Source organism: Nitrosospira sp. CT (assembly GCF_059489795.1).
In genome coordinates this window covers 1-24,233 of record NZ_JCAHZJ010000009.1, presented here as the reverse complement: position 1 = coordinate 24,233, position 24,233 = coordinate 1, and the positions used below count along the sequence as shown (strand labels likewise).

Below are 24,233 nucleotides of genomic sequence, written 5' to 3'. Positions count from 1 at the left end.
GGGGATAAGGTACAGTAATAAGCGCAATCCTACGCTCGATCTGATTTTTCCCAGGGAACCAAAATTGACCTTTTAGCGGCGGAAAGGTATATTATCGCCCTTTCCGGGGTGTAGCGTAGCCTGGTAGCGCGCCTGGTTTGGGACCAGGATGTCGGGAGTTCAAATCTCTCCACCCCGACCATTCATGCTAATTCGAGGCGAAATCCGATTTGAGTGGTGCCCGTAGCTCAACCGGATAGAGCACCAGCCTTCTAAGCTGGGGGTTACAGGTTCGATTCCTGTCGGGCACGCCACAAGCTACCTCTAATCGTAGCCTTGCGGCAGGTTTCGGAATTGTGTATTGCGATTTTCTCGGATGGTGGCTGTAGCTCAGTGGTAGAGTCCCGGATTGTGATTCCGGTTGTCGTGGGTTCGATCCCCATCAGCCACCCCAAAACATCTACCCATCTATTTCATTCAGTGCGAGACTTTGCGCACCGCGAGATCCTCGCTATTTGAACTTACCCTGCGCAGCGTGAAGTAAACGGCATAACCCATATGTCCACCAGTTGTGCACAGCATGACGTACACAATCTTTCAGTTTGAAATCTTTTGTAGTAGAGTTTTAAAAGCGGGTGGGCTATGGGTAAAGTGCGACGAAACAAGGAACTTTATCAGAGTCAGGATTTCACCCTTTTCCTGTTTGGGAGTCAAAAGCCTCCTCTCCTATGCTACCTCCCCGTAAATTCACATAATGATTCCTTCACAACTGCCGGGTCTGCTTCTATTGTCAGCAATTTTGCATAACAGACTTATGTACGCGGCAGCGCAAGAGGGTTCGTTCTTAGTCGGTATGCCTGGTTTTTACCCGGCTGCCAGCCTGCACGCTTGAGAAGCATATGGATTTGCCGGTAGCAGCCCATAAAACGGTCCTCTGTCCGGGAAATCTCCCGCATATGCTCTTCGTCATACCTGTTTCTGGTCTTGACGCTCCGATTATCAAATTCCCTCCCGAGCGGCAAATTCATATTTATTGAGGTTATGTGAATTAGCGAACAGACAGTATTTTTATTACCGGTAATATTTGGTCCTTAGCCTATTGTCGTTCTCGTTCTCGTTCTCGTTTTTGCTCTTTTGCAGGTAGCAGTCGTTAGCAGGGAAGACTTTTCACCTGTTATCCCTGGTCGAAATACTTTGGTAACAGTAGTAAGCCATTATTTGTAGTGAGTGTAGTGAGTCATTAGTAGTGAGTGTAGTGAGTCATTATTTCAAATACTCCCGATAAGGCGGAAGCCCAAAATGAAGCACAGTGTCGAGCAGAATTCACAGCGTCCAACATTGGAAAGGCTGAAGGGGAAACCAGGGGCATTTGTGCTGTATCAGAGAAAGAACAACCAACTACGGAATTTAACGGCAGCGTCCGCCCACAATTTACATTCGTTTTATCGATAGTATCAAAGCCTGAGTTATTTAACCCATTCAATAAACCAATTACTCACAAAATAAAATGGGTTTCTTCCCTCCGTTCACTGATGATCATCTTCAGCGTTACTTTCGGATCATTCAGGAAGGAACAGCAGTTCGCCGCCATTTTGACCTATTAAAATGGCTGCAAGGGGAAGTGCAGCATTATTTACCTCACGAGATCCTGCTTGCGGCTTGGGGGGATTTCAGCTCGAATAATGTTCGATACGACATCATTTCTCCGCTGCCCGGTCTCAGAACGGCCCAATTGCAGTTGGACCGGCTTTCTCCATTGCTGAGCGTATCCTACAACCGGTGGATTGAGAGGGGACGCATTCCTTGTGTATCCCGGGTTTGCGAAGCGCAGTTAGGCGTGTCGGAGATTCTTCAGGGGGATGGGGGGGCGCACTGCTCTTTCGGAAGAGCGTTACGCAACATGCGCTCGTCACTGTTCCATGGTATCAGTGATGAGCGGGGACATCATGACTGCCTTTATGTCGTCTTCAGTTCGAAGGATAAGCTTGACGATTCAACATTGATCGCAATGGAAATTCTGCTGCCCTACCTTGATACGGCTTTGCGCCGCGTAACACCCTTGCCGCAGCACTCCTGCCGGCCCTCCCTCCTCACAGATGCGCCGGAGTTCGATATCCATGGGTTGAGCGAGCGAGAGGTCGAAATAATGACCTGGGTAAGAAAGGGCAAAACAAATGCCGAAATCGGCAGTATCCTGCGCATCAGTTCTTACACTGTCAAAAACCACCTGCACCAGATATTCCGGAAACTCGATGTCTACAACCGAGTGCAAGCCATTTCCAAAATTGAGCAACGTGCTGGTCATGGCTGAGGCAAATCCCACATTTTCCGCTTCAACTGTTACCACCCGCCAGGTGAAAGGCCCGTTGGCTAACAATATGCTGAGCGCGGTCGAGTCAGTGCTTGATCCGGCAATACTGACACTTTCGTTATGGCTGATAAGCACCAGTTTTGAAGGCGAGTTGCTCCCGCCTTACTTGATCCTGTCGGTGATCGTATTCTCTATCTCCTTTCCAGGTGCGTCACATCTCCGGTCATCCGTCAAAGTCCTTATCTTCGACGTGCTCTACACCTGGTTCTGGATGGCTTTGCTACTGTTTTTTCTCGGTTTTGCCACCGGTTATATCGCACAATTCTCCAGCCAGGTGCTCATCACATGGCTATGGGCTGCGCCCTTAAGTCAAATCGGCGTCCATCTGCTGTTCCGTATCGCTGCACCCTATCTCCTCATGCTCCAAGGTCCGCCACAGCGCGCCATCATCGTTGGCATGAACGAGCAGGGGGCAGCGTTCGCCAGTCGTATCCATGAAACGCGTTATTCCAATATGGAACTGGCCGGTTTTTTTGATGATCGGAATGAGAGCCGACTTCCACACACGCGCCATAATCCCTTGCTCGGAAGACTTCGAGAACTCCCTGAATTTGTCAAGGAGCACCGCATTCAGTTCATTTATCTGTCGTTGCCGATGGCCTCGCAGCCACGCATTCTGCACGTTCTCGACGAGTTGAAGGATACGACTGCTTCAATCTATTTCGTGCCTGACATGTTTATTACTGATCTTATCCAGGCGCGAAGCGGGACGGTGTGCGGTACGCCGGTTATCGCCGTCTGCGAATCCCCCTTTGCGGGTTCCAATGGAATCATTAAGCGGGCCAGCGACATTATCCTCTCGCTACTGATCCTTCTACTCATCTCGCCACTTCTGCTGCTCATCGCGACTGCCATCCGACTGGATTCGCCAGGCCCCATCATTTTCAAGCAGCGACGCTATGGGCTGGACGGCGAGGAAATCCTCGTTTACAAGTTTCGCTCGATGAGCGTCTGCGAAGATGGGAATACCATCCGGCAAGCACAAAGAGATGATTCCCGCATAACCCGCATCGGGGCTTTCCTGAGAAAGAATTCACTGGACGAATTGCCGCAGTTCATCAACGTATTGCAGGGGCGCATGAGCATTGTCGGTCCCAGGCCTCATGCGGTGGCGCACAACGAGATATATCGCAATCTTATAAAAGGCTACATGATCCGGCACAAGGTAAAGCCGGGAATTACAGGTTGGGCGCAGGTCAACGGCTACCGTGGCGAGACGCGAACCCTGGACAAGATGCAGGCGCGGATCGATCATGATCTCGATTATTTACGCAACTGGTCGTTGCGGCTCGATTTGCACATCATCTGCAAGACTATTCTGGTAGTACTGAAAGATCGGGCGGCATATTAAGTGCTTCCCCATTAAGTGCTTCCCTCATGCGCCGCAAAACCTCTCAGCATCCGTTAACGCGAATAATACTTCCGCTATCCTCCCGTTAGTCAAGGTGATACTCTTGCAGCCTCCTTTATATCGGAAAGATAGAGATATCTAAAATGAAAAAAAGATTGCCGTTAAATCTTTCCCTTGGCCGCCGTCGTTGGATTGCAGTAATTGCTTCTTTAGGTTTTTTTTTGATGAATGCGCAACAGATAATGGCCCAACAGTCGATGCCACATCCCCCCAGGAAGGTTCCCGACAAGACTTTCAGCGTAACCGCAGGCACCACCTTTACGTACGACAGCAACGTCTTTCGTTTCTCTCCCCTCGTTAACCCGGTTGCATTCACCGGCCAACCGCGGAGAGCCGATCAGATCATCATCACGTCTGCAACTCTTGGTTTTAATAAAACATATTCCATGCAACGCTTCGAGGTAACCGGTACCCTGGTTGATAATCGTTACATGAATTTTGATTTCCTTGATTTTCTCGGAAAAAATTACAACGCGGCCTGGCACTGGTATGCAACCCCTTACCTTCATGGCAGATTGACTAGCCGCCACAGTGAAGCGCTTAACAATTTTGCAAACCTCACCGGTTTTCTGAATGCCACAAACCGCAACCTGCGCACCTTTGACAACTATCATTTTGATGGAATTCTTGAGCTTAACAGGGCCTGGCATCTCATTGGCGGTCTTGACCATAGCGTCATGAAGAACAGCCGCCTGACCGTTCAGGATTTTAACAACAAGGTTTCCTCGGTGGAGGGGGGAATACGCTATGTCTCAAGTTCCGGCAGCACGCTCACTTACAAAGTGAGAAGCGGGCGCGGGGAGTTCATCAATCGACCGGAGCCTATCCTCAGTGCCCTCTTCGATACTCGCTTCGATGAAATGGAGCACGAACTCCGCATGCATTGGCCCATCACGGCCAAGACCTCCATAGAGGGACGAGTTGGCTACCTCGACCGTCAGCATGCTCATTTTCCCCAGCGCGACTTCGCCGGCTTCGTGGGCGATCTCAATATAAATTGGCTGCTGACCAGCAAACTGCAGTTGACGGGAGGATGGTCCAGGCAATTATCCAATTATCAGACTGCGCCATTTGCCTTTCAGAGTTCTATCTTTGAGCGTTTCTCGAGCAGTTACATTGCCACCAATCGCTTCTCGTTTGCTCCTGTCTGGCAAATCACGGAAAAGACTGCATTGAGGGTCCGCTATGACTATATTCTCAGTGATTTTCATGGTGCTGTTGTTTCCCTTCCTACAGGTAATCGGAGCGATCAAATGCATTCCGGTTTAGTTGCCCTGGAGTGGCGGCCACTTAATGTACTCTATCTCAGTGCCGCTTTTCATCGGGATCATCGCAGTTCCAACCATCGCGGCTTTGATTTTGACAGCACCGCAGGAAGCGTCTCGGCCACGCTTAATTTCTGATAATCGCAACCATGCTTCACTATTATTACTATCGAGACAAGTTGAGAAGAGTTGGCAAGAAGTGATTTACAATGGGAGTACTGGTAGTACGAATGGACTATTGCGGCCGAATGCCACCTCGGCTACCGTGGTTGTCAGGCACCTGAATTACACGCCTGTATTGATGGGAATCTGTACTGGCGGGAAGTGAAAAATACTTGAAAACACCGGGTTGTTTTAAATTATTTGTCCTGTTTTTTTAACCGAAAAGCCAATGGCTCAATAAACTTGATTATATGAAAATGGATCGTCAGAAATTCATAATGCCACTATTACTTCCGTTGCTTGCTTTAGGACTCGTGGCTTGCGACAAAAAAGAATCACAGCAACCAGCGAGTCAGGTAGCGGCCAAAGTAAATTCCGGTGAAATCTCCGTGCATCAACTCAATTATGTTCTGGCCAGAGCCACGCGCAATAGCGCAAATTCTCCGGAAAACGCATCCAGGATTCGACAGGAGGTTCTTGACCGCCTGGTCGATCAGGAACTTGCGGTAGAACAGGCTATCAATAAAAAGCTTGATCGTTCACCGGAGGTTCTCATGGCCCTGGATAACGCCCGTAGAGAGATTCTTGCGCGCGCCTATCTCGAGCAGATCACTGCGGCCACTCCAAAACCAACCATCGAAGAAGCAAAAGCCTACTATTCAGAGCATCCTCAGCTTTTCGCAGAACGCCGCATTTATAACATACAGGAAATTGTGCTTCCTTCATCAAGCGGTGTCACGGACGAGCTGCAGCAAATGCTCGACTCAGGCAAGCCCATGGAAGACATTGCAAAATGGCTGCAAGGCAAGGAGATAAAGTTTGCCGCCGGCAGCGCAACTCGTTCTGCTGAACAGATTCCTCTTGAGCTCCTGCCCAAGATACATCCCCTGAAACCCGGCCAGGGCCTGCTCATCCAGGGTCCGCAATCGATTACCCTCATGCGGATTGCTGCCGCACAAACAGCCCCGATTACCGAAGCAGCGGCGTTACCGCGTATCCAGCAGTTTCTTGGAAATCAGCGCGCGGCAGAAGCCGCGAGAGGGGAAATAAAGGCGCTCAAGGCAAAAGCCGAAATCACCTATATGGGCGAATTCGCTGCTCCGGATAAAAATGCATCCGGCGAAGGACATTCCGTTTCATCGGTCGCCAGTGCTACGGATAAGAGTTCGCCGCAGATCGATAATACCGGCCTTGAAAAGGGTGCGGCTGGTTTGTTGAGATAACGCAATTACCAAGAGGAAGTCCGACAATATGTTCCAAATTTTGGTTCGTACCTTGATCCTTTTATCAGTGTCAGTGTTGTTTTCGGCTAAAGCTTTTGCCGAGAGTCCTGACTATCCATTGGGCCCAGGGGATATTCTGCGCATTCAGGTTTTCCAAAACCCTGACCTTACTACTGAAACCCGGGTTTCAGAAAGTGGTTCCATCACGTTTCCGCTGGTTGGCGCTGTCGAGGTCGGAGGGCTTTCTGTTGCTTCCGCCGAGAACAAGCTTGCATCGGCCTTAAAGAAAGGGGGTTTCATAAAGCAACCCCAGGTGACCATTGTCCTCCTGCAGATGCGAGGCAATCAGGTGAGCGTGCTTGGCCAGGTCAACCGCCCGGGACGTTTTCCCCTGGAAACGCTAAGCAGGGTGAGCGACATGCTGGCTGCCGCCGGCGGTACTACGGCGCTTGGGGATGATTTCGCAATCGTCACCGGGACCCGCAATGGACAACCTTTCCGCAAGATGATCGATATTCCTGCACTCTATCTGGAAGAGAGGTCAGAGGAAGATATCATCCTTGCTGGAGGAGACACGATTTACGTTCACCGGGCTCCCGTTTTCTATATATACGGTGAGGCACAGCGGCCGGGTGCATATCGTATCGAGCGGGGTATGACCGTAATGCAGGCTCTGGCTCAGGGGGGTGGACCCACTCCGCGAGGCAGCGAATGGTGGTTGCGTCTTGACCGCAGAAATGCCGATGGAGTCGTTGAGCGGCTTTCGCCCAAGATGACGGATGCAGTGCAGCCTAATGACATCATCTATGTACGTGAGAGCATTTTTTGACGCTAACCTAATATGACACTCCATCAATTCCTGCTTATCCTCCAAGCACGCCGCAAAGTGGTGTTCTTCACTTTGTTGTTTGTTGTCTTCGTTACACTTCTGGTCAGCTTGTTGCTGCCGAAGCAATATACGGCAAGAGCAGCCGTAGTGGTAGATATCAAATCACCCGATCCAGTCGCTGGCATGGTTTTGCCGGGGTTGGCTGCTCCTGCGTATATGGCCACTCAGGTAGACATAATCAATAGCAGCCGTGTAGCTCACCGTGTTGTAAAAATGCTGCGAATGGATGAAAACGAGCTTATCAAAGAGCAATGGGTCGAGGATGGCGAGAAGGGTGAGCTCGTGACTTGGCTGGCAGACTTGCTTAAACAGACACTGGACGTTAAACCGTCACGCGAAAGCAACGTCATACAAATAGAGTACACCGGAAAAGAACCAAACTTTGCGGCAGCTGTTGCAAACGCCTTCGCTCAGGCATATATCGACGTCAACCTCGATCTGAAAGTTGCTCCCGCTCGCCAATATGCCGAGTGGTTTAAAGATCAGACCCGGGCGATGCGTGACAGACTTGAGAAAGCCAAGGGAGCGCTCTCGGCTTATCAGCAGAATACCGGTCTGGTTGGTACCGATGAACGTCTTGATTATGAAATTGCGAAGCTCAACGATCTTTCTGCACAGCTTACCCTCATCCAGGCGCAGACGTCTGACAGCAGCAGCAAACGGAAAGCTGCTGAAGATCCGGACACATTGGCCGAGGTCATACAGAGTCCGCTGATAAATAGCCTCAAGTCGGACATTGCGCGCCTCGATGCGAAGCTGCAGGAAAGCAGTGCCTATCTGGGGCCAAATCATCCGCAAACCAAACGCACGCAATCTGAACTCGCATCCCTCAAAAACAGGCTTGCTGCGGAAACACGCAAGATTCATAGCAGTATCGGTACCTCTTACGAGGTGGGAAAGCGGAGGGAGCAGGAGTTGCTCGAAGCGATGGAAAAGCAGAAAGAGCGAGTGCTTGAGCTCAACAGGCAACGTGACCAATTGAGCGTGCTTAAGGGCGATGTCGAGGCCGCACAGCGTGATTTCGAGGCCGTAAGCCAACGTTCGGCTCTAACCAGACTGGAGAGCCTTTCTGTGCAAACGAACATTGCTACATTGAACCCTGCTACGATACCAACGAGCCACTCTCGGCCCAAAATACTGCTCAATATGCTGATTGCCACTTTTCTAGGTGCCTTACTCGGTGTGGGAATGGCGTTGATGCTGGAGATCTTGGACCGCCGCGTTCGCTCAGCGGATGATCTACTTGAGGCTATAGATATTCCCATCCTCGCGGTCCTTTCAGGTCCACCTCGAAAACTTCCCTCGCGAATTCCGAAACTACTCAAACCGGAATCCAGCTGATATCTTAAACGGAACTACGCCATGAATCCCGTCAGCGCAAATCTACCCACTATTAAACGCAGTCAGACCTCAAGTGCCCATGAGTCCTTCATGGGACGGACTCAGACTGTGGGAAACAGCAGTTCGATTGGAGCGATTCTGGTCAGTGCAGGAAGGCTGTCCGAAGAAAATATAAATCGCATACTGGAGACCCAGGCGCAGCAGGGGCAGCGTTTTGGGGACATCGCCATTAACCTTGGTTTTCTTACGGAGGATGATGTACGCTTTGCCCTTTCGCGCCAGTTTAACAATCTCTACCTCCCAGCAGGAGACAAGAGTCTTAGTCATCATTTAATCGCAGCATATAAGCCATTCAGTCCCATTGTTGAACACCTGCGTGGTCTGCGGAGTCAGCTCATGTTACGCTGGTTTCAGCCGGATGCGGACCAAAACGTGCTTGCCATTGCCAGTCCCTGCGTGGGGGAGGGCCGTAGCTTCATCGCCGCGAACTTGGCTATTATGTTTTCACAGTTGGGCAAGAGCACACTCCTCATTGATGCAAATCTTCGTGCCCCTCGTCAACACGAGTTCTTTAAGGTGCGTGGGGAGGCTGGTTTGTCCGGTTTTCTTGCGGGGCGGGGTGGGTTGGATTGCATTGTCAGGATTCCGCCATTACTCGGACTCTCCCTGCTACCGTCAGGGGCAGTGCCGCCAAATCCACAAGAGCTGATCGGCCGCAAAGTTTTCCCTGACTTGGTGCAATCGCTCAGTTGCCAGTTCGATATTGTTATTTTGGATACGCCGGCAGCAAGTGAATATGCGGAAGCGCAAATCATAGCAACCGAAGCGTCCTCTACTTTGCTCGTGGCTCGCAAAGACCATACTTCTATCTCACAAACGGTCGAACTGGCGCGGCGATTCCGGCAGACAGATGCTTCAGTGGTAGGGTCGGTATTGAATGACTTCTGATAATAAAAGCGCAAGTCCGCCGTAGTCCTACAGAAGCTTAGTCTAATTCAATGAAGGTTCCGTAAGCACAAAAGCGGGTGCCAGCGAATGACAGCGTAGGTAACTTTATAGGTAACTTTATCTGAAGGTTGAATACGAGATTTATTACAGCACGCCCTACTCCACGGCAAGCAATTCAAGCAGAATTCCTGCATCAGGGCATCTGCGTAGAGCAAAAGATGAGATGGCGAAATAATCCGCGTTGTGGTGAAAGCAAGATGGCTATTAATTCTTCAATTATTTTTACAAAAAAAAAATTGCTTGGTGAATCGGGCACCCGTCTGCTCGTATGGCTACCCATCATTGTCGGGTTAATCGTACTTTATTTACCTAGTCTGGTCGATCTCTTTCGCGGCATCTGGTCTACCGATCAGCAAGCTCATGGCCCGATTGTTCTGAGCATCGCATGCTGGCTTATCTACCGAAAGTGGCCCGAGATGTGGCGTATGAGCGAAGGCCAATCTCCGGTCTCCGCAGTCGGCTGGCCCATTTTCGTTTTCGGGCTGATCTTGTATGTTATCGGCCGCTCTCAAGACATCCTTATTTTCGAGATCGGATCGGCTATCTTGCTGCTTGCTGCAATTCTCTTACTTATGCGCGGCAGCGCGGCACTCAAGGCGCAGTGGTTTCCCCTTTTCTTCATGCTTTTCATGATACCGCTGCCAAGTATGATAGTGGATACGCTGACCATGCCGATGAAGATGGCCGTCTCCTATGTCGCCGAACACATTCTTTTCTGGGCCGGATACCCCATCGCTCGCACAGGCGTCATCCTGCAGATTGGGCAATACAAACTGCTGGTAGCCGATGCTTGCGCTGGCTTGCACACTCTCTTTACGCTTGAAGCTTTAGGTCTGCTCTACCTTAATCTCATCCGCCATGACTCATTATTCCGAAACGTCGCGCTTGCTATTTTTATAGTTCCAATATCCTTTACCGCCAACGTCATTCGTGTAATGGTATTAACCCTGATTACCTATCATTTCGGTGACGAGGCGGGACAGGGCTTTTTACACGGTTTTGCAGGAATGGTGCTCTTCCTCAGCGCGCTTCTGCTGATTATTGGGGTAGATTCGCTGTTGCAATTCGGTATTAAACTGCGCCAGAGTAGCGGTGGGGCGAGCGGGGCTCAGGCATGAATCTCTGGCTCAGAAATTTAGCGCTTCTTTTACTCATGCTCGCTGCCTCAGGGCTTGCGTTAGCCCTGAGGCCGACGGAAAAAGTTGCGGATCATGAACCGGGGATCGACCTTGAAACTGTCATTCCGCGTACGTTTGGGGACTGGCACGAAGAGCATCGAGATTCAATACAAATCGTTGATCCCCGGCAGAAGGAAATGATAGACAGAATCTACACACAAACACTCAGCCGTACCTACATGAATAGCCGCGGATATCGCGTCATGCTATCGATAGCGTATGGCGACGACCAGAGAGATTCAATGCAAATGCACTATCCCGAAGTCTGCTATCCCGCCCAAGGATTTTTGCTCCAGAGGAAAGAAGCGGGTCTCCTGACAACCCAAAGCGGCTTAATTCCTGTTACTCGGATTCTGACCAATCTCGGTCAGCGCACCGAGCCCGTCACCTACTGGACAATAGTTGGTGATCGGGTATTTCAAGGCGGATTTCAAAAGAAAATCGCCGAAATGAGGCATGGCCTCAGCGGTAAAATTCCTGACGGCATGCTGGTCCGGGTTTCGTCTATCGATAGCGAAGCAGCGAACGCTTACGAAATGCAGACTCAGTTTGCCGATCAGATGCTTCGTGCTTTAGCGCCGGAATACAGGAAAAAGTTTAATGGCGGTGTTCAAGTCAACTGATAAAGTGAAAAAGATAGCGCTCATCACGGGCATAACCGGGCAGGATGGTGCTTATTTAGCGGAATTTTTGCTCAGGAAGAATTATATCGTCCATGGAATAAAGCGCCGCACGTCGCTGTTTAATACCGATCGCATTGATCATCTGTATCAAGACCCGCACGTTTCAGAACGCAATTTCATTTTGCATTACGGAGATCTGAGCGATTCAACGAACCTGATCCGGATCATACAACAGGTTCAACCTGATGAGATCTACAATCTTGCCGCAATGAGCCACGTCGCGGTCAGCTTCGAAACCCCTGAATACTCCGCCAATGCTGATGCCATTGGAACCTTGCGTATACTGGAAGCCATACGTATCCTCGGCCTGGAAAAAAAGACACGCTTTTATCAAGCCAGCACATCCGAGCTCTATGGATTGGTGCGGGAAACCCCCCAGACAGAAACAACGCCTTTCTATCCGCGCAGCCCTTATGCAGTAGCAAAGCTATATGGATATTGGATCACGGTTAACTACCGCGAAGCCTATGGCCTTTATGCGTGTAATGGCATCCTCTTCAATCACGAGAGTCCCATTCGGGGTGAAACTTTCGTTACCCGCAAGATTACCCGTGCGCTCGCCCGGATTAAACTTGGTCTTCAGGACTGCCTCTATCTCGGTAACCTGGACTCGCGGCGTGACTGGGGTCACGCGCGTGATTATGTCGAGATGCAATGGCTGATGCTACAGCAGAACGAGCCGGAAGACTTCGTCATCGCCACTGGTGTTCAGCATAGTGTTCGCGATTTTGTAATCGCGGCAGCGGAAGAGCTTGGCATGCGCATAAGCTGGAGCGGACACGGCGTCGACGAAATAGGGTTCATCGAACAAACATCCTCGAATCGGGAGTTCCATGTCGTCGTTCGTATAGATCCACGATACTTTCGCCCGACCGAGGTCGAGACTCTGCTGGGTGATTCCACCAAGGCAAGAAAAAAGCTCGGTTGGGCGCCAAGGATTGCTTTCAGGGAACTCGTCAGCGAAATGGTTCGAGAGGACCTCAAGAGCGCCGAGCGAGATGAACTCGTCAAGAGACACGGATTTGCCAGCTACGACTACCACGAATAGGCAACCAATGGAGAAGAATGACAAAATCTATGTGGCGGGCCATAAGGGACTGGTCGGTTCGGCTATCATGCGGAGCTTAAAGCATAAGGGATACAGCAACCTTTTGACCCGAACCCATGCTGAACTGGACCTGACAGATCAGAAAGCAACAGCGTTTTTTTTCGCTGCGGAAAAGCCTGATTACGTTTTCCTTGCGGCTGCAAAGGTAGGGGGCATTTATGCCAACAATACATATCGTGCCGAGTTTGTCCGTGACAATCTCGCCATTCAGACTAACGTAATTCACGAGGCGTATCGTAACGGCGTTCAGCGATTAATCTTTCTAGCCTCCAGTGCCATCTACCCCAAGCTTTCCCCGCAGCCCGTGAAGGAAGAACACCTCCTCACAGGTCCGCTGGAGCCGACTACTCGGCCCTATGCATTGGCAAAGATTGCGGGGATCGAAATGTGTTGGAGCTATAACCGGCAGTATGGAACGCAATATCTCGCTGCGATACCGACAAATCTCTATGGCCCCGGGGATAACTATGATCTCAACACCAGTCACGTCATTCCAGCATTGATACGGAAGTATCACGAGGCCAAGGTTAATGGTTCCCCTACGGTCACTGTTTGGGGAACAGGCGCATCCCGCCGCGAATTTCTCTACAGCGAGGATATGGCTGAGGCGTGCATATTTTTGATGAATTTGAAAGATCAGGAGTATTCCCGGCTCCTCTGGCCGGCCGGGACAGCACTCGAATCGGATGCTTTGGGCCTCGCGCCTCTGATAAACGTTGGCGTGGGTGAAGACATCTCCATATGTGAGTTGGCTGAGACGATAGGTAAGGTCGTAGGTTACCAAGGCTGCGTTGAATTTGACTCATCCAGACCCGACGGAGCTCCTCGCAGGCTCATGGATGTTTCCCGATTGCATGCTCTCGGCTTCAGGGCTACTTTAGGATTGGAAGAAGGGCTGATGCGAGCCTATACCGACTTTCGTGCTACACGATGTAGCATCAATTCCCAATCGTAATGTTAATTTAATGTGAAGTTCAAAGGTTTGATTGCGATTATCCAGTCCTGAACCGAGAATAGCGGGACAGAACTTTGTGCACCTCCTTATGATATTACTCAGTTCAACAATATTTCTTATCCTTAAATTACTTTATTCCAATCTCAAGTTTTAGTTCCTAATGCTACAAATCCGCGCTCCAGCATACAGCACTGTATCGATATCTTTGCTGTTCGGTATTTTTGCCCTGTTTGTAGGATTATTATGCGCGGTATTGCCTTTGGCTGCCATCCTGCTTGTGGTCGCAGTATTAGGCGCACTCGCGGTTTTGATAGCACCCCTGCACTGGATCGTAATCCTGGAACTTGTTCTTGCAACTGTGATTGCGGGCTTCGTGGAGTATTTCCTGGGTATACCCCAAGCTAACTGGATACCCTATTTGCTAGCACTCCTGCTAGGCTTGCGTGCGTTAATGGAACGGAAAACGCCGCATGAAAAGAAAATTCCTGTCCGGCCATGGTTTTTTCTGCCCTTGATCATATACGTCCTCACGATAATCGCTTCTGTCGGCTTCAACTTGTCGCCTCTCGCGCAACTTCTTGTGGGCCTCAAAAACTACGTGTTTATGTTTGGCGTGCTTTTCGCCATCCTCGCTCTCCGAACTTTCGACACCACTGTAGCAGCCATCTGGAAAGCGATCATCGTTGTTGCTTGTGTCCAACTACCGGTGGTGCTGTATCAGAAATTTTTTATAGCGAGCAGCTTGTCCAACGCCGGAGGTACTGCCGGCTTAAGTTGGGATGCCATATCCGGCACTTTTGGGGGCAGCGTGCTCGGGGGAAACTCCGCTGCTATGGGGTTCTTTATCATCATGGCACTTGTAGTTTCTTTGGTCGCATGGCGCAATCACAAACTCAGCCTTTCTCGTTTGAGACTGATTTGCTTACTCCTGCTCCCATCGATAGCTCTCGCCGAGGTTAAAGCTGTCGTCGTCTGGTTTCTTTTGGCCGGTACCCTTATTTTTTCACGTCAGATTCGCACTCGTCCGCTTGGATTTCTAGTTGCTGTGCTTATGCTGTTGGCCGTCGCTGTCGGCATCCTCGCGGCTTATAAAGCAATGTATTACGACGGGAGCGGCAGATCTATGGACTATATTCAGCTATACGAGACCCAAATCAGATATTTTTTTGATCCTGATAAATTCGGTATGGAGACGCGCGAGTTGGGGCGAACGGCTTCCATAGTCTTCTGGTGGAATCAGCACGATTTATCTGACCCCGTACGGTTGGTGGTAGGACATGGGCTAGGCGCCAGTCGAGGCAACAGTTCGTTTGCAGTAGGTGAAGTAGCACGCGCGTACAGTTTTCTTATTGACACCTCAACTTTAACCACGTTGCTCTGGGATCTCGGGTTACTCGGCGCCGTGTCTTTTGCCGGAGTTTTTGTTTTCGGCGTCCTTGAAGGGTTCCGCTTAATGCGACGAAAGAACATGCCGTCCGATTTGCAGGCTAGCGTTGAGTGCGCGAGCATCGGTCTGCTAATCATTCTAAGTGGACTCATTTATAACCGCGACGTCATAGATGCCGCTTCTGTCCAGTTTATAATGTTCTTTTTCCTCGCTATCCTCACGCATGCCAAAGCCCAAACCACTCGAACTTCGGTGATATAAAAGCTGAATCAAGTTCCGCATGAGAGGTAATTCGCACGTTATGGGCAAAGCTCGCAACACTGCTTAGATGCGCCTGGCGCATAAAGCTATTCTTGATGCTACTGCGATAAATCGTAGGAAGATGAACAACGACCGCTATTATTCTGCCGGTAATATCCGCGATGCAGCAGCATACTTTTTTGCTGGAAAAACCGTTGCCGGCAGCCTTGCCGTTATTTGGCTCATCGTTTTGCTACGTCACTTATCTCCGCCGGAGTATGGAGTCTACGTAGTTTTACTCGCAGTCTTTGAGATCACGAACGTCGTCAGCGAGCTTGGTCTTCCGGATATTGTTCAACGCTTTCTGCCAGAAGCACGTGTTCGCGGGAATAACTCACAATTTGTAGCACTGCTTTTGAGGATCCTTCAAATCCGGGTACTTAGCGCCGTGCTGTCGGGTATAGGACTGTGGGTAGCTTTTGACGCGATAACCGCATTCGCTGGACTTCATCCGCCCGAGGGCCTGGCCCAGGTGTTTGCTGGCTTTTTCGTCGTTGAGTCTTTACTTCGTTTTTTCAATGATCATCTGCTCGGAGCATTGCTTGCACAAAAAACTGCGCAACTAAATCAGATCGTCAAGAGTTCGCTTCGCCTTGCTGCGGTGCTGGCTCTGTTAGGCCTGTCTCATACTTTAACCCTCGATACAATCTTATGGATTGAACTCATTTCCGCAATGTTCGCCCTGATCTTTGCATTCCCCGAGGTGAACCAAATTAAAGCAGTGCTGCAACAGCAAAATACTGCTACTTCAGATGAGGCCTCGTTGGAGTGGCGGCGGATGATACGTCATGGCGTATTTGGTTACTTGACGAGGTGCCTGTACCAGGTTTACGGTTCCGATACGCTAAAACTGGTCGTGTCCCGATTGCTGGGCGCGGCAGAGGCGGCTTCTTATGGGATGGCTGCAGCCGTTACCGAAACCATAAGAAAATATCTCCCCCTGTTTTTATTCCATGGAGTCATCCGACCATCCCTCGTTGCGCGTTATACGGAGAATCCAAGCTATGAACAGCAGAATCATCTCTGCAATCTCGTGTTCAAGCTAAACCTCTTCGTTCTTGCTCCAATAATTGCGTTCATGGCGATTTCCGGAGATGCTTTCGGGACTTGGATTTCTGCGGGGAAGTATCAGTCGGCGGGAGTGTTGTTGACTATAATGGCTGCACTTATTGCCACCCAGGCACAAAGGCTTGTATATACTATGCTTGCTTCGGTTTATACGTTTCTCGGTACCAGTTTTGCGGCAACGGTGGCATCGGTGATTGCTTTGCCACTTTCCATATTTCTCGGTCGGGAGTTCGGCGCTGTTGGTGTTCTTGGCGGAACTCTGGTGAGTGATGTCATCTGGGTCACGATTGTCGCCGTTAGGCTTCGAATGGCTGAGCGGCCCTATGTTCCTGATGGAAAAGGAATTGCCAAGCTCGTGGCTGCAGCGGTCGTGGCGGCAGTGCTCGCTAACATGCTAGCACCCTATAGCGAGAACTTGTTTGGGATTATTTTGGCAGGTTTTGTTGTAACAGGAGGGTACGTCGTAGCTGTTTTGATTTTCAAGCCGTTTGATTACAAAGACCGTTTGATAATAGTGAAGCTAATACCGCAATCATTTCGCTTGAGCCCGCGCAAGCCATAACTTAATTTCATGTGACCGTATATGCGTATAGAAAATATTCGCTCAGAAATCGTCGGAAGCCGAATTCGTAAGGCAGCCGATATCGTTTGGGAAAATAATGACCGTCCGCCCCAGACCGTCTGGTTTGAAACGGACATCCGCCATGAAGCCTTCTTGTCCGGTTCCGCCAACTCTTTCCTGGTGGGAGCCGGCATACCCGCATTCCGGCTAGGTGAGCAGCGAGTAGCGGTTGATGCTCCGGTGTGTCCGGAGCTGAAGCAGAATCTGCATGTCGCCTTCCGCATTCTTTCCCACTGGTATCAGCATAAGCGGCCTCCTCCCGAGATAGAAGCAGATGTACAAGAATTTCTGCCGCTCGTTTCCGAGCGGCGCCATGTCGGAATCTTTCTATCGGGAGGTATCGACTCCTCTGCATCACTTCGTGCCAATCGGCTCCAGGTGCCACGGAGTCACCCGTCCTCTGTAACCCACGGAGTGCTTGTTTTTGGCTATGACATAGGGGCGTTTGCCGATCGTATTACTAATGCCGATCACAAGCGTTTCGAGCTTGCATTGCACTCAGCTCGGGCAATTGCAGAGGATAGCGACCTCGAACTTATATCGATCCACACAAATATCCGTCATTTGAAGGACGACGACGATTTTTGGCTGGATTACTATTTTGGGGCGTTTCTGAGTTCGGTGGCGCATCAACTCGATCAGAAGCTTAGAACTATGATAGTCAGTTCCGGTCCCGATATTACTACAACTGACCCCCATGGTTCCCATCCGCTGCTCGACCCCTATTATGGATCCGCATTGATGAAGATTGCGCATCACGGAATCGAGTATACGCGGCTTGAGAAAACAAGGATTGTGGCCGACTGGCCAGCAGGACTTGCCAATCTCCGAGTCTGCACTCGCGGCGAATATGACGATCACCTCAATTGCGGAACTTGCGAAAAATGCCTCCGTACTATGCTTGCGCTTCACTCGCTTGGCCGCTTGCAGGGCTGCGGCATTTTTTTGCAGCAGGATGTTGACCCCAAACTACTGTTAAAGAGAGCCGTGATGCATACTCCCTATCAAGCCTTTTGCTATGAGGAATGTCTTCCCCTGCTAGACATGGCGGGTGACCGCCGGCTCGCCGAAGCGATTCGCACTGCCCTGCGGGCGTACGAGCGATCCAAGCGGAACCGATGGTCCAAGTGGACCGATGCAAGGCGAGTGCGCCACCTCATATGGAGGCTGGATCAGGACTTTACCCAAGGAGCCGTATACCGGATATTTCGTAAGGCCACCGGCAAAGTGTAACCCGTGCCTTGATAACGAAAAAAGGCCAGAGATTCATCGAATGCCTTCTCTTAATGCTTCTGGAGTTTTAGCATGAAGTTCTACTTGGCTGGGCAAACTAACTTTGGCAACCGAGGCTGTGAGGCGCTTACACGCACTGTTATCAGTAGCCTCTCAGAGCGGTTCGACGACGCCTCTTTCCTTGTTCCTGCAACTGATCCCGAAGCTGATGCCGGGCAATGGCCAGAAATGGCCACATATCGAGCGACATTTGTGCCAACAAACAGTATCCCTCCTACAATAAAGTGGTGGAATCGGGCGATCCGGTTAGCGCCTTGGATCAAACCGCTTTGGGAGCCGTCTTACGAGCTGCCGAATTTCGTCGTCCAGGACATGGCGGGGTGCGATGCAATACTGATGATCGGGGGCGATACAATTTCTTTGGACTACGGACCAGCTTCATTTTTTATGGCCGCCGGTTTCATGGATGCTGCCGCTCGGTCAGGATATGTAACCATGCTGGTTGCTGCATCGATAAGTCCATTAAAGGATCCCATATTCGAGCGCTACATGGTTCGCCATCTTAAGCGATATTCCGTAATTACCATACGCGAAACAGAAACCCTTGCTTACCTGCATGGCTTGGGGTTGGAGAATGCCGTGCTGGTGACCGATCCTGCTTTTCAGCTCGAGCCGGAGACAGTCGACTGGGCGTGGCCTTTTCATCAACAAGGAAACGCGTTAGGTTTTAATATCAGCCCGGTAATCGAGGAAAGTTGGCGGCAAGAAGGGAACTCCGGCGATCTTGTGGAAGAATCGGTAGCATTTCTAAAAAAAGTGCTGGCGGAGACTGAATTAAGCGTGGCCCTTATACCACACGTAGATTCACTTGATGGCAGTCACGTTAACAGTGACACTTCAATTCTCGATAGTATCCATACTGCTTTGGGTGGATCCTCACCCCGCGTAGCACTGATCCAGAGAAATTTAAATGCTGCCCAGTTAAAATATCTGATCGGACGCTGCCGCTACTTTATGGGAGGTCGCACGCACGCCACTATTGCGGCATGGTCACAATGCATTCCAACGATATCTTTTGCCTATAGCACTAAAGCTTACGGCTTGAACAAGGATTTATTCGGAACACTTGATTTTGTCTTGCAAACCCCGAGGATATCCCGCGAGAGCCTCTGGAAAATGTTTGTCGAACTGACAGAGAGCGAGAACTTTATCCGATCGTTGCTTGTGCAACGCATTCCCGAATGGAAGCGCAAATCGTCGTTGAGCGCGAATGTTCTAGCCGAGCATCTGAAGAAATGAAAATATTAATTGGACAATTAATAAGGTTACTCCAAATCAGCTTATTGAGGAAGGGGTAAGCGCACTCCCAGCGGTATCTGACACTATTGCCAGTCACCCTTGCACGCGACGGGCGAAAGGAAACAGGCTGAAAATGTTGAAGACTTTCCGTTTTCTCTTACTCGTATTGTATGTGATCTCAAAGCCAGGCGTAGCTGGGGAATGGAAGCCGCTTACGGACCAAGAGCTAAGCGTCGTTCCTGGCAGCGCACTTGATTTTTCCCGACTGGTTGAGGCAGGCCGCGCTGGCAAGCATGGCTGGGCGAAGGTGCTTGAGGACGGGCATATCGGCTTCGAACGCCGCGACATGCCCCAACGATTTCTGATCGCGTCTATAGTGTTCAGTAAACTGACCGGGGAATTGCCTGATAAAAGCAGGAGCGAGCATCTGGTCCAGGAGCTCAAACGTACCGGCTACAACGTAGTGCGCTTCCACTTTATGGACGCTCATCTCATGACGGGCCGCTTCAAGGATTTTGATTTTGACCCGGAACAATTTGACCGCCTGCATTACCTGCTTGCGCAACTCAAGGCAGGGGGTCTCTATTGGATCGTTGATGGCCTGACATCCGATAATGCCGCATGGGGTGACGTTCGACCGCACCGCTGGGTGAAAAAACACCAGGCGAAGGTGGACGTGCTTACCAAGCCCGATGGCTTTGCACATTGGGAATCATTGGTCGAGCGCCTCTGGGGCAGGAAGAATCCCTATACTGGCATTGCGCCGCTGCAGGATCCGGCAATGCTGGGCGTGATCTTGGTAAATGAAGGCAGCCTTGGTTATCTCGCCAGCCTTGAGGGTAATCGGTATCCAGATAGTCTGACCCCGCTCTTCCGCGACTGGCTGAAAGCTCGCTACCGCAACGATGAAACGCTAAAGAGCGCGTGGCGTGGCCACTTGAAAGCGAAAGAATCTGTTGATGGGGTTGTGGACGTGCCTGAAAAGGTTCGCGAAAAAGATTCGCGAGGTATTGATTTTGCCCGTTTTATAAGCGAATTGCAACGTAACAGATATAAGGCGATGGAAGCGCATATCCGAAAACTCGGCTTCAAGGGGTTGGTAACAGCCTTCGACAATTGGCCATTTTTTGGTGCAGACATTACCCGTACTGCTGTGGAGTGGGTCGATATGCACTCTTACCACACCTTGCCTAGCGCTGTCGGGCAGCCAGGCTCTAAGATTTCGCAATCGAGTTTGCATGATAATGCCGCACGTTATATCCGTGAGCTCACCACTACGCGCCAATGGGGTAAGCCCTTTACGGTGACAGAGTACGGTCAACCTTTCTGGAACCGCTGGCGTCATGAGTCAGCTGCACTGATGCCTGCGATGGCCGCTTACCAAGGCTGGGACGCTATCTGTCAATTCGCCGAAACCCCTATCCAGTTCGATTATGGGACCTCGCCGTTCGTCCGTCGACAAGCGATTTATCCATTCAACGTGGGTGCCGATCCAATATCCAGGGCAGCGGAGCGCCTCGCTGCACTGCTGTTTTTACGCGGTGACGTGGCTCCGGCAAGGGGCCGCATTCATCTGCATATGGACGCCGAACGAGCGCTAACGCGTAGTGCCGGATGGGAACAAGTGCCGGAGAATCTTTCTCGTCTAGCCTTCGTGTCTGGCATCGGGCTTGATTTTCGCGCGGAACCAGTAAAAAGTCACCAGCATGAGGTCTGGTTCGAGATGGCAACGAGCGCACCTATATGGGCTGATAAACTCAGTACAGCGCTGACCCGCTCCGGGTTGGGCCCAGGCGAAGAAAGTCAATTAAACGTCTTACGTGATGCAGGCATTGTCGAAGCCTCAAATCGAACCCGGTTGAGTGCGGGTGTATTCGAGTCCGATACAGGCGAAGTCGTGTTTAATAATCAGACCAAACGGATAAAGGTTGTAACAGACAAAACAGTGGCGGTGGTCCTTAGAGGGGGGGCAGACACGACAGGGCCGCTCACAGTAAAGGATACCAGCGGCCCTGCCCTTTTCGCGCTTTCAGCATTGGACGATCAGCCAATCGCAAAAAGTAAACGGCTGCTTTTGTGGGTATTGACTGACGCAATCAACAGTGGGATGAAGTTCACGGATGATGAGCGGACGACAATCAAGACTCTTGGGGGCTTTCCTCCACAAATACAGACCGTTTCTGCGACCCTTAAAATCGAAACTGAAGGTGGGGCTAAGCTGAAGGCGTGGCCGCTCTCTCTCAGTGGCGCGCGACGTGAGGCGATTTCCCTTGTTTCGGAAGGGAATGCTATTGAACTGCGATTGGACACGTCTGCATTGCCAGATGGTCCTGCACTTTTTTTCGAGATTGCTGCAGAATGAGTACCTCTCGATGTGGACCTGAGTCTCGGTGTTGTTTCCTTTCCTGTCCATGGACCGCATGTTATAACGTCTCGGGAGCTTTGGCGGGATCAAACTCAAACTCCAACCTTGATTGATGATAAAAAATAATGAGCATATGCGAGGTACTACACGCGTTCGCATCTTTTACCCTGCTGATCCAATTGGCATTGTTCCCGGCGGTATTGATACATTCATTCGTGGCCTTCTTAAATGGGCTCCGGAGGACATCGAATTCAGTCTGGTCGGAATGACGACCGATCCAGTTGCACGGCCCGTTGGGCGTTGGACTCGCGGTAGCCTTGGACGGCGCGAGTTCGATTTTTTTCCGGTGGTCCGGGTCGTGGATGCCGGTGATCGCTCCTACTTGCCACTTTCGCTGCGTTATACCACCGCAGTGGCACGAACACCGGAGATTACGTGTCAGGATTTTGATATATTTGAATTGCATCGCATCGAGCCCGGACTGTTGTTTCGCGGAGAATCGCGACCCAAAAATGCATTTTTCCATACCGACATGTCGGTTATTCACACGTCGACAAAAACCGATGTCCTCTGGAAGTATTTACCAGGTATTTACGATTTGATCGAACGAAAAATTGTACCCGGGCTTTCCTCAGCCTGGTGCGTTAGTAAGCAGGTCACCAAGTCGCTTCAAAACCGATATCCGGCATGTTCTACGATAATTCGATTCATCCCAACCTGGGTTGATACGGAAGTGTTTTTCCCTCTACGGGAGGATCTCCGGGCAGAACAGCGGCAACGTCTCGCTGCAGCTTTAAATATCGATATGGCCGCATCGTGGATTATTTCCGTGGGTCGGCTTGATATAACAAAAAATCCTGAACTCCTGCTATCTGCTTTTGGGCGACTTGTATCCAAGGGGCGGCACGTTGTGCTTCTTTTCATAGGGGATGGCGTTTTAAGGACTGGGCTCGAGAAAAGAGTCGTTAAAGAAGGACTTTCGGCGCAGGTACGATTTCTGGGGCTGAAGGGACCTGCTGAAATTGCTACCATACTCGCGACAGCCGATATCTTCGCTCTTTCCTCGACTTATGAGGGTATGCCGATGGCGGTTCTAGAAGCGCTGGGGACAGGCCTCCCCGTCGCGACCACGGATGTTGGGGAAGTACGCAAGGTAGTGTGCCCCAAAGTGAACGGTGCTATCTCTGCGAATCAAAGCATGGAAGAGTTTTCCGTGTGTCTCGAAGATGTACTTGATAATCTCAACCATTACCGGGGGGCGCCCGCAATACGAGCGGTCCAGCCGTTCCGTCCGAGTGAAGTGTTAGCCCCGGTTTATCAGAACTACCGGGAGCTTAATTCGAGCTTTCGTCCAACAAAAGGGTAAGAATTTGGAAGAATTGAAACCTACCTATCCCGGCAGACAACGCGCGTTGGTCACCGGTGTTCCGATTGATTTGGTCGATTGGTCGACAGTGCGAGAGGTGCTTTGTAACTGGGCTACAGCCCGGGAATCGCGTCATGTATGCGTTTGTGACGTTCATTCAGTGATTACTGCCACCCGAAATAGAAGCCATTACAAAGCCATTGAAGAGGCGGATATGGTGACAGCGGATGGAGCTCCGGTTGCCTGGACTTTGCGGAGCAAAGGTTTCTCAGGTCAAACTCGAATCAATGGTCCAGATTTGATGTGGCATCTATGCGAGGACGCGACTCGGCACGGCGTCAAGGTCGGACTCTTCGGAGCTGCGCCAGAAACGCTAGAACGCCTGCGAGCATTTATGGCGAAGACCTTTCCGCAACTCAATATATCGTATTGTGTCTCACCCCCATTTCGCCAGCTCTCCCCTGACGAGGATAATGAAATTTGCGAGAGTATTAATAGGAATGGCGTGGGTCTTTTATTTGTTGGTCTGGGGTGCCCAAAGCAGGAAAAATGGATTTCCGAACACCGCGGCAGAATACGTGCTGTAATGATCGGAGTCGGTGCTGCTTTTGATTACCATGCCGGTACTGTTTCGCGTGCCCCAGTCTGGATGCAATCGAGCGGTTTGGAGTGGTTCCATCGGCTCATATTCGAACCGCGACGGTTATGGAAGCGCTATTTGATAAATAACTCCTTATTTATTATTAGAAGCATGTATGACTGGCTTTCCGGAGAATTTGATAAGGCAAAAGCTACTTCAAACAGAGTTCACTCAGAGGCAGAGCGCAGGGCCGGAAAGTAACTTCCATTAGAAAGGCGCTAACCATCTTTCTGCTGGCCAGTCCACAGGTATTTTTGAATGCTAGGGTCTGTTGACGTTTCAATCTGAGGTTTTGTCATTAGGAAGAAAACTCGTATTGTTAAAGCTCTCATACAGTAACAACACGAGTTTTCGATGCCCCGATTGCTGCTCAGTGACGA

The 24,233-nt window shown here is 50.6% G+C and carries 18 protein-coding genes and 3 tRNA genes; all 21 read left to right on the top strand.

The genetic code is table 11. The features are described 5' to 3' along the window. The first annotated feature begins 104 nt into the window (after nt 1–104). The 21 genes from AC52W5_RS02000 (at nt 105) to AC52W5_RS01900 (ending at nt 24,054) form a co-directional block, all read left to right on the top strand. Nucleotides 105–181 (top strand) — tRNA-Pro (locus AC52W5_RS02000). Between the two features lie 35 nt (nt 182–216). Next, nucleotides 217–293 (top strand) — tRNA-Arg (locus AC52W5_RS01995). A 65-nt stretch (nt 294–358) separates the two neighbouring features. Next, nucleotides 359–433, top strand: a tRNA-His gene (locus AC52W5_RS01990). Nucleotides 434–1,486: 1,053 nt separating this feature from the next. Beyond that, on the top strand, nt 1,487–2,290 hold the full coding sequence (gene epsA / locus AC52W5_RS01985) for an XrtB/PEP-CTERM-associated transcriptional regulator EpsA (protein WP_495669776.1): 804 nt from the start codon (nt 1,487–1,489) through the stop codon (nt 2,288–2,290). Continuing rightward, a complete protein-coding gene (locus AC52W5_RS01980) occupies nt 2,232–3,701 on the top strand; it encodes an undecaprenyl-phosphate glucose phosphotransferase (RefSeq protein WP_495669775.1) in 1,470 nt (489 codons plus the stop codon). The genes epsA and AC52W5_RS01980 overlap by 59 nt, the downstream gene beginning before the upstream one ends. Nucleotides 3,702–3,943: 242 nt before the next feature. Beyond that, nucleotides 3,944–5,164, top strand: a complete 1,221-nt coding sequence (epsL, locus tag AC52W5_RS01975; protein WP_495669774.1) for an XrtB/PEP-CTERM-associated polysaccharide biosynthesis outer membrane protein EpsL — start codon at nt 3,944–3,946, stop codon at nt 5,162–5,164. Between the two features lie 275 nt (nt 5,165–5,439). Next, complete coding sequence (locus AC52W5_RS01970) at nt 5,440–6,411, top strand: EpsD family peptidyl-prolyl cis-trans isomerase (RefSeq protein ID WP_495669773.1); 972 nt, start codon at nt 5,440–5,442, stop codon at nt 6,409–6,411. Between the two features lie 28 nt (nt 6,412–6,439). After that, nucleotides 6,440–7,240 (top strand): polysaccharide export protein EpsE, encoded by an 801-nt coding sequence (gene epsE / locus AC52W5_RS01965; protein ID WP_495669772.1) that lies wholly within the window; start codon nt 6,440–6,442, stop codon nt 7,238–7,240. A 12-nt stretch (nt 7,241–7,252) separates the two neighbouring features. After that, nucleotides 7,253–8,641, top strand: a complete 1,389-nt coding sequence (gene epsF, locus AC52W5_RS01960; protein WP_495669771.1) for a chain length determinant protein EpsF — start codon at nt 7,253–7,255, stop codon at nt 8,639–8,641. A gap of 90 nt (nt 8,642–8,731) precedes the next feature. Next, complete coding sequence (gene epsG / locus AC52W5_RS01955) at nt 8,732–9,589, top strand: chain length determinant protein tyrosine kinase EpsG (RefSeq protein WP_495669770.1); 858 nt, start codon at nt 8,732–8,734, stop codon at nt 9,587–9,589. A gap of 257 nt (nt 9,590–9,846) precedes the next feature. Then, nucleotides 9,847–10,767, top strand: coding sequence for an exosortase B (xrtB, locus tag AC52W5_RS01950; protein WP_495669769.1), 921 nt, complete (start codon nt 9,847–9,849; stop codon nt 10,765–10,767). Next, nucleotides 10,764–11,450 (top strand): exosortase-associated protein EpsI, B-type, encoded by a 687-nt coding sequence (gene epsI, locus AC52W5_RS01945; protein ID WP_495669768.1) that lies wholly within the window; start codon nt 10,764–10,766, stop codon nt 11,448–11,450. The genes xrtB and epsI overlap by 4 nt, the downstream gene beginning before the upstream one ends. A 4-nt stretch (nt 11,451–11,454) precedes the next feature. Then, nucleotides 11,455–12,558: a GDP-mannose 4,6-dehydratase gene (gene gmd / locus AC52W5_RS01940; RefSeq protein ID WP_495669815.1), complete on the top strand. Its 1,104-nt coding sequence runs from the start codon at nt 11,455–11,457 to the stop codon at nt 12,556–12,558. A 7-nt stretch (nt 12,559–12,565) separates the two neighbouring features. Then, complete coding sequence (locus tag AC52W5_RS01935) at nt 12,566–13,573, top strand: GDP-L-fucose synthase family protein (protein WP_495669767.1); 1,008 nt, start codon at nt 12,566–12,568, stop codon at nt 13,571–13,573. A 205-nt stretch (nt 13,574–13,778) separates the two neighbouring features. Beyond that, the gene (locus tag AC52W5_RS01930) at nt 13,779–15,221 is read left to right on the top strand and encodes a hypothetical protein (protein WP_495669766.1); all 1,443 of its coding nucleotides are present in this window, start codon (nt 13,779–13,781) and stop codon (nt 15,219–15,221) included. Nucleotides 15,222–15,342: 121 nt separating this feature from the next. Beyond that, complete coding sequence (locus tag AC52W5_RS01925) at nt 15,343–16,890, top strand: lipopolysaccharide biosynthesis protein (RefSeq protein WP_495669765.1); 1,548 nt, start codon at nt 15,343–15,345, stop codon at nt 16,888–16,890. Nucleotides 16,891–16,911: 21 nt separating this feature from the next. Then, nucleotides 16,912–18,183, top strand: a complete 1,272-nt coding sequence (locus AC52W5_RS01920) for a hypothetical protein (RefSeq protein WP_495669764.1) — start codon at nt 16,912–16,914, stop codon at nt 18,181–18,183. A gap of 72 nt (nt 18,184–18,255) precedes the next feature. Continuing rightward, nucleotides 18,256–19,482, top strand: coding sequence for a polysaccharide pyruvyl transferase family protein (locus AC52W5_RS01915; protein ID WP_495669763.1), 1,227 nt, complete (start codon nt 18,256–18,258; stop codon nt 19,480–19,482). Between the two features lie 133 nt (nt 19,483–19,615). After that, nucleotides 19,616–21,844, top strand: coding sequence for a beta-galactosidase (locus tag AC52W5_RS01910; protein ID WP_495669762.1), 2,229 nt, complete (start codon nt 19,616–19,618; stop codon nt 21,842–21,844). 115 nt (nt 21,845–21,959) lie between these two features. Continuing rightward, the gene (locus AC52W5_RS01905; RefSeq protein ID WP_495669814.1) at nt 21,960–23,213 is read left to right on the top strand and encodes a glycosyltransferase; all 1,254 of its coding nucleotides are present in this window, start codon (nt 21,960–21,962) and stop codon (nt 23,211–23,213) included. 4 nt (nt 23,214–23,217) lie between these two features. Next, nucleotides 23,218–24,054 (top strand): WecB/TagA/CpsF family glycosyltransferase, encoded by an 837-nt coding sequence (locus AC52W5_RS01900; RefSeq protein WP_495669761.1) that lies wholly within the window; start codon nt 23,218–23,220, stop codon nt 24,052–24,054. Nucleotides 24,055–24,233: the final 179 nt, after the last annotated feature.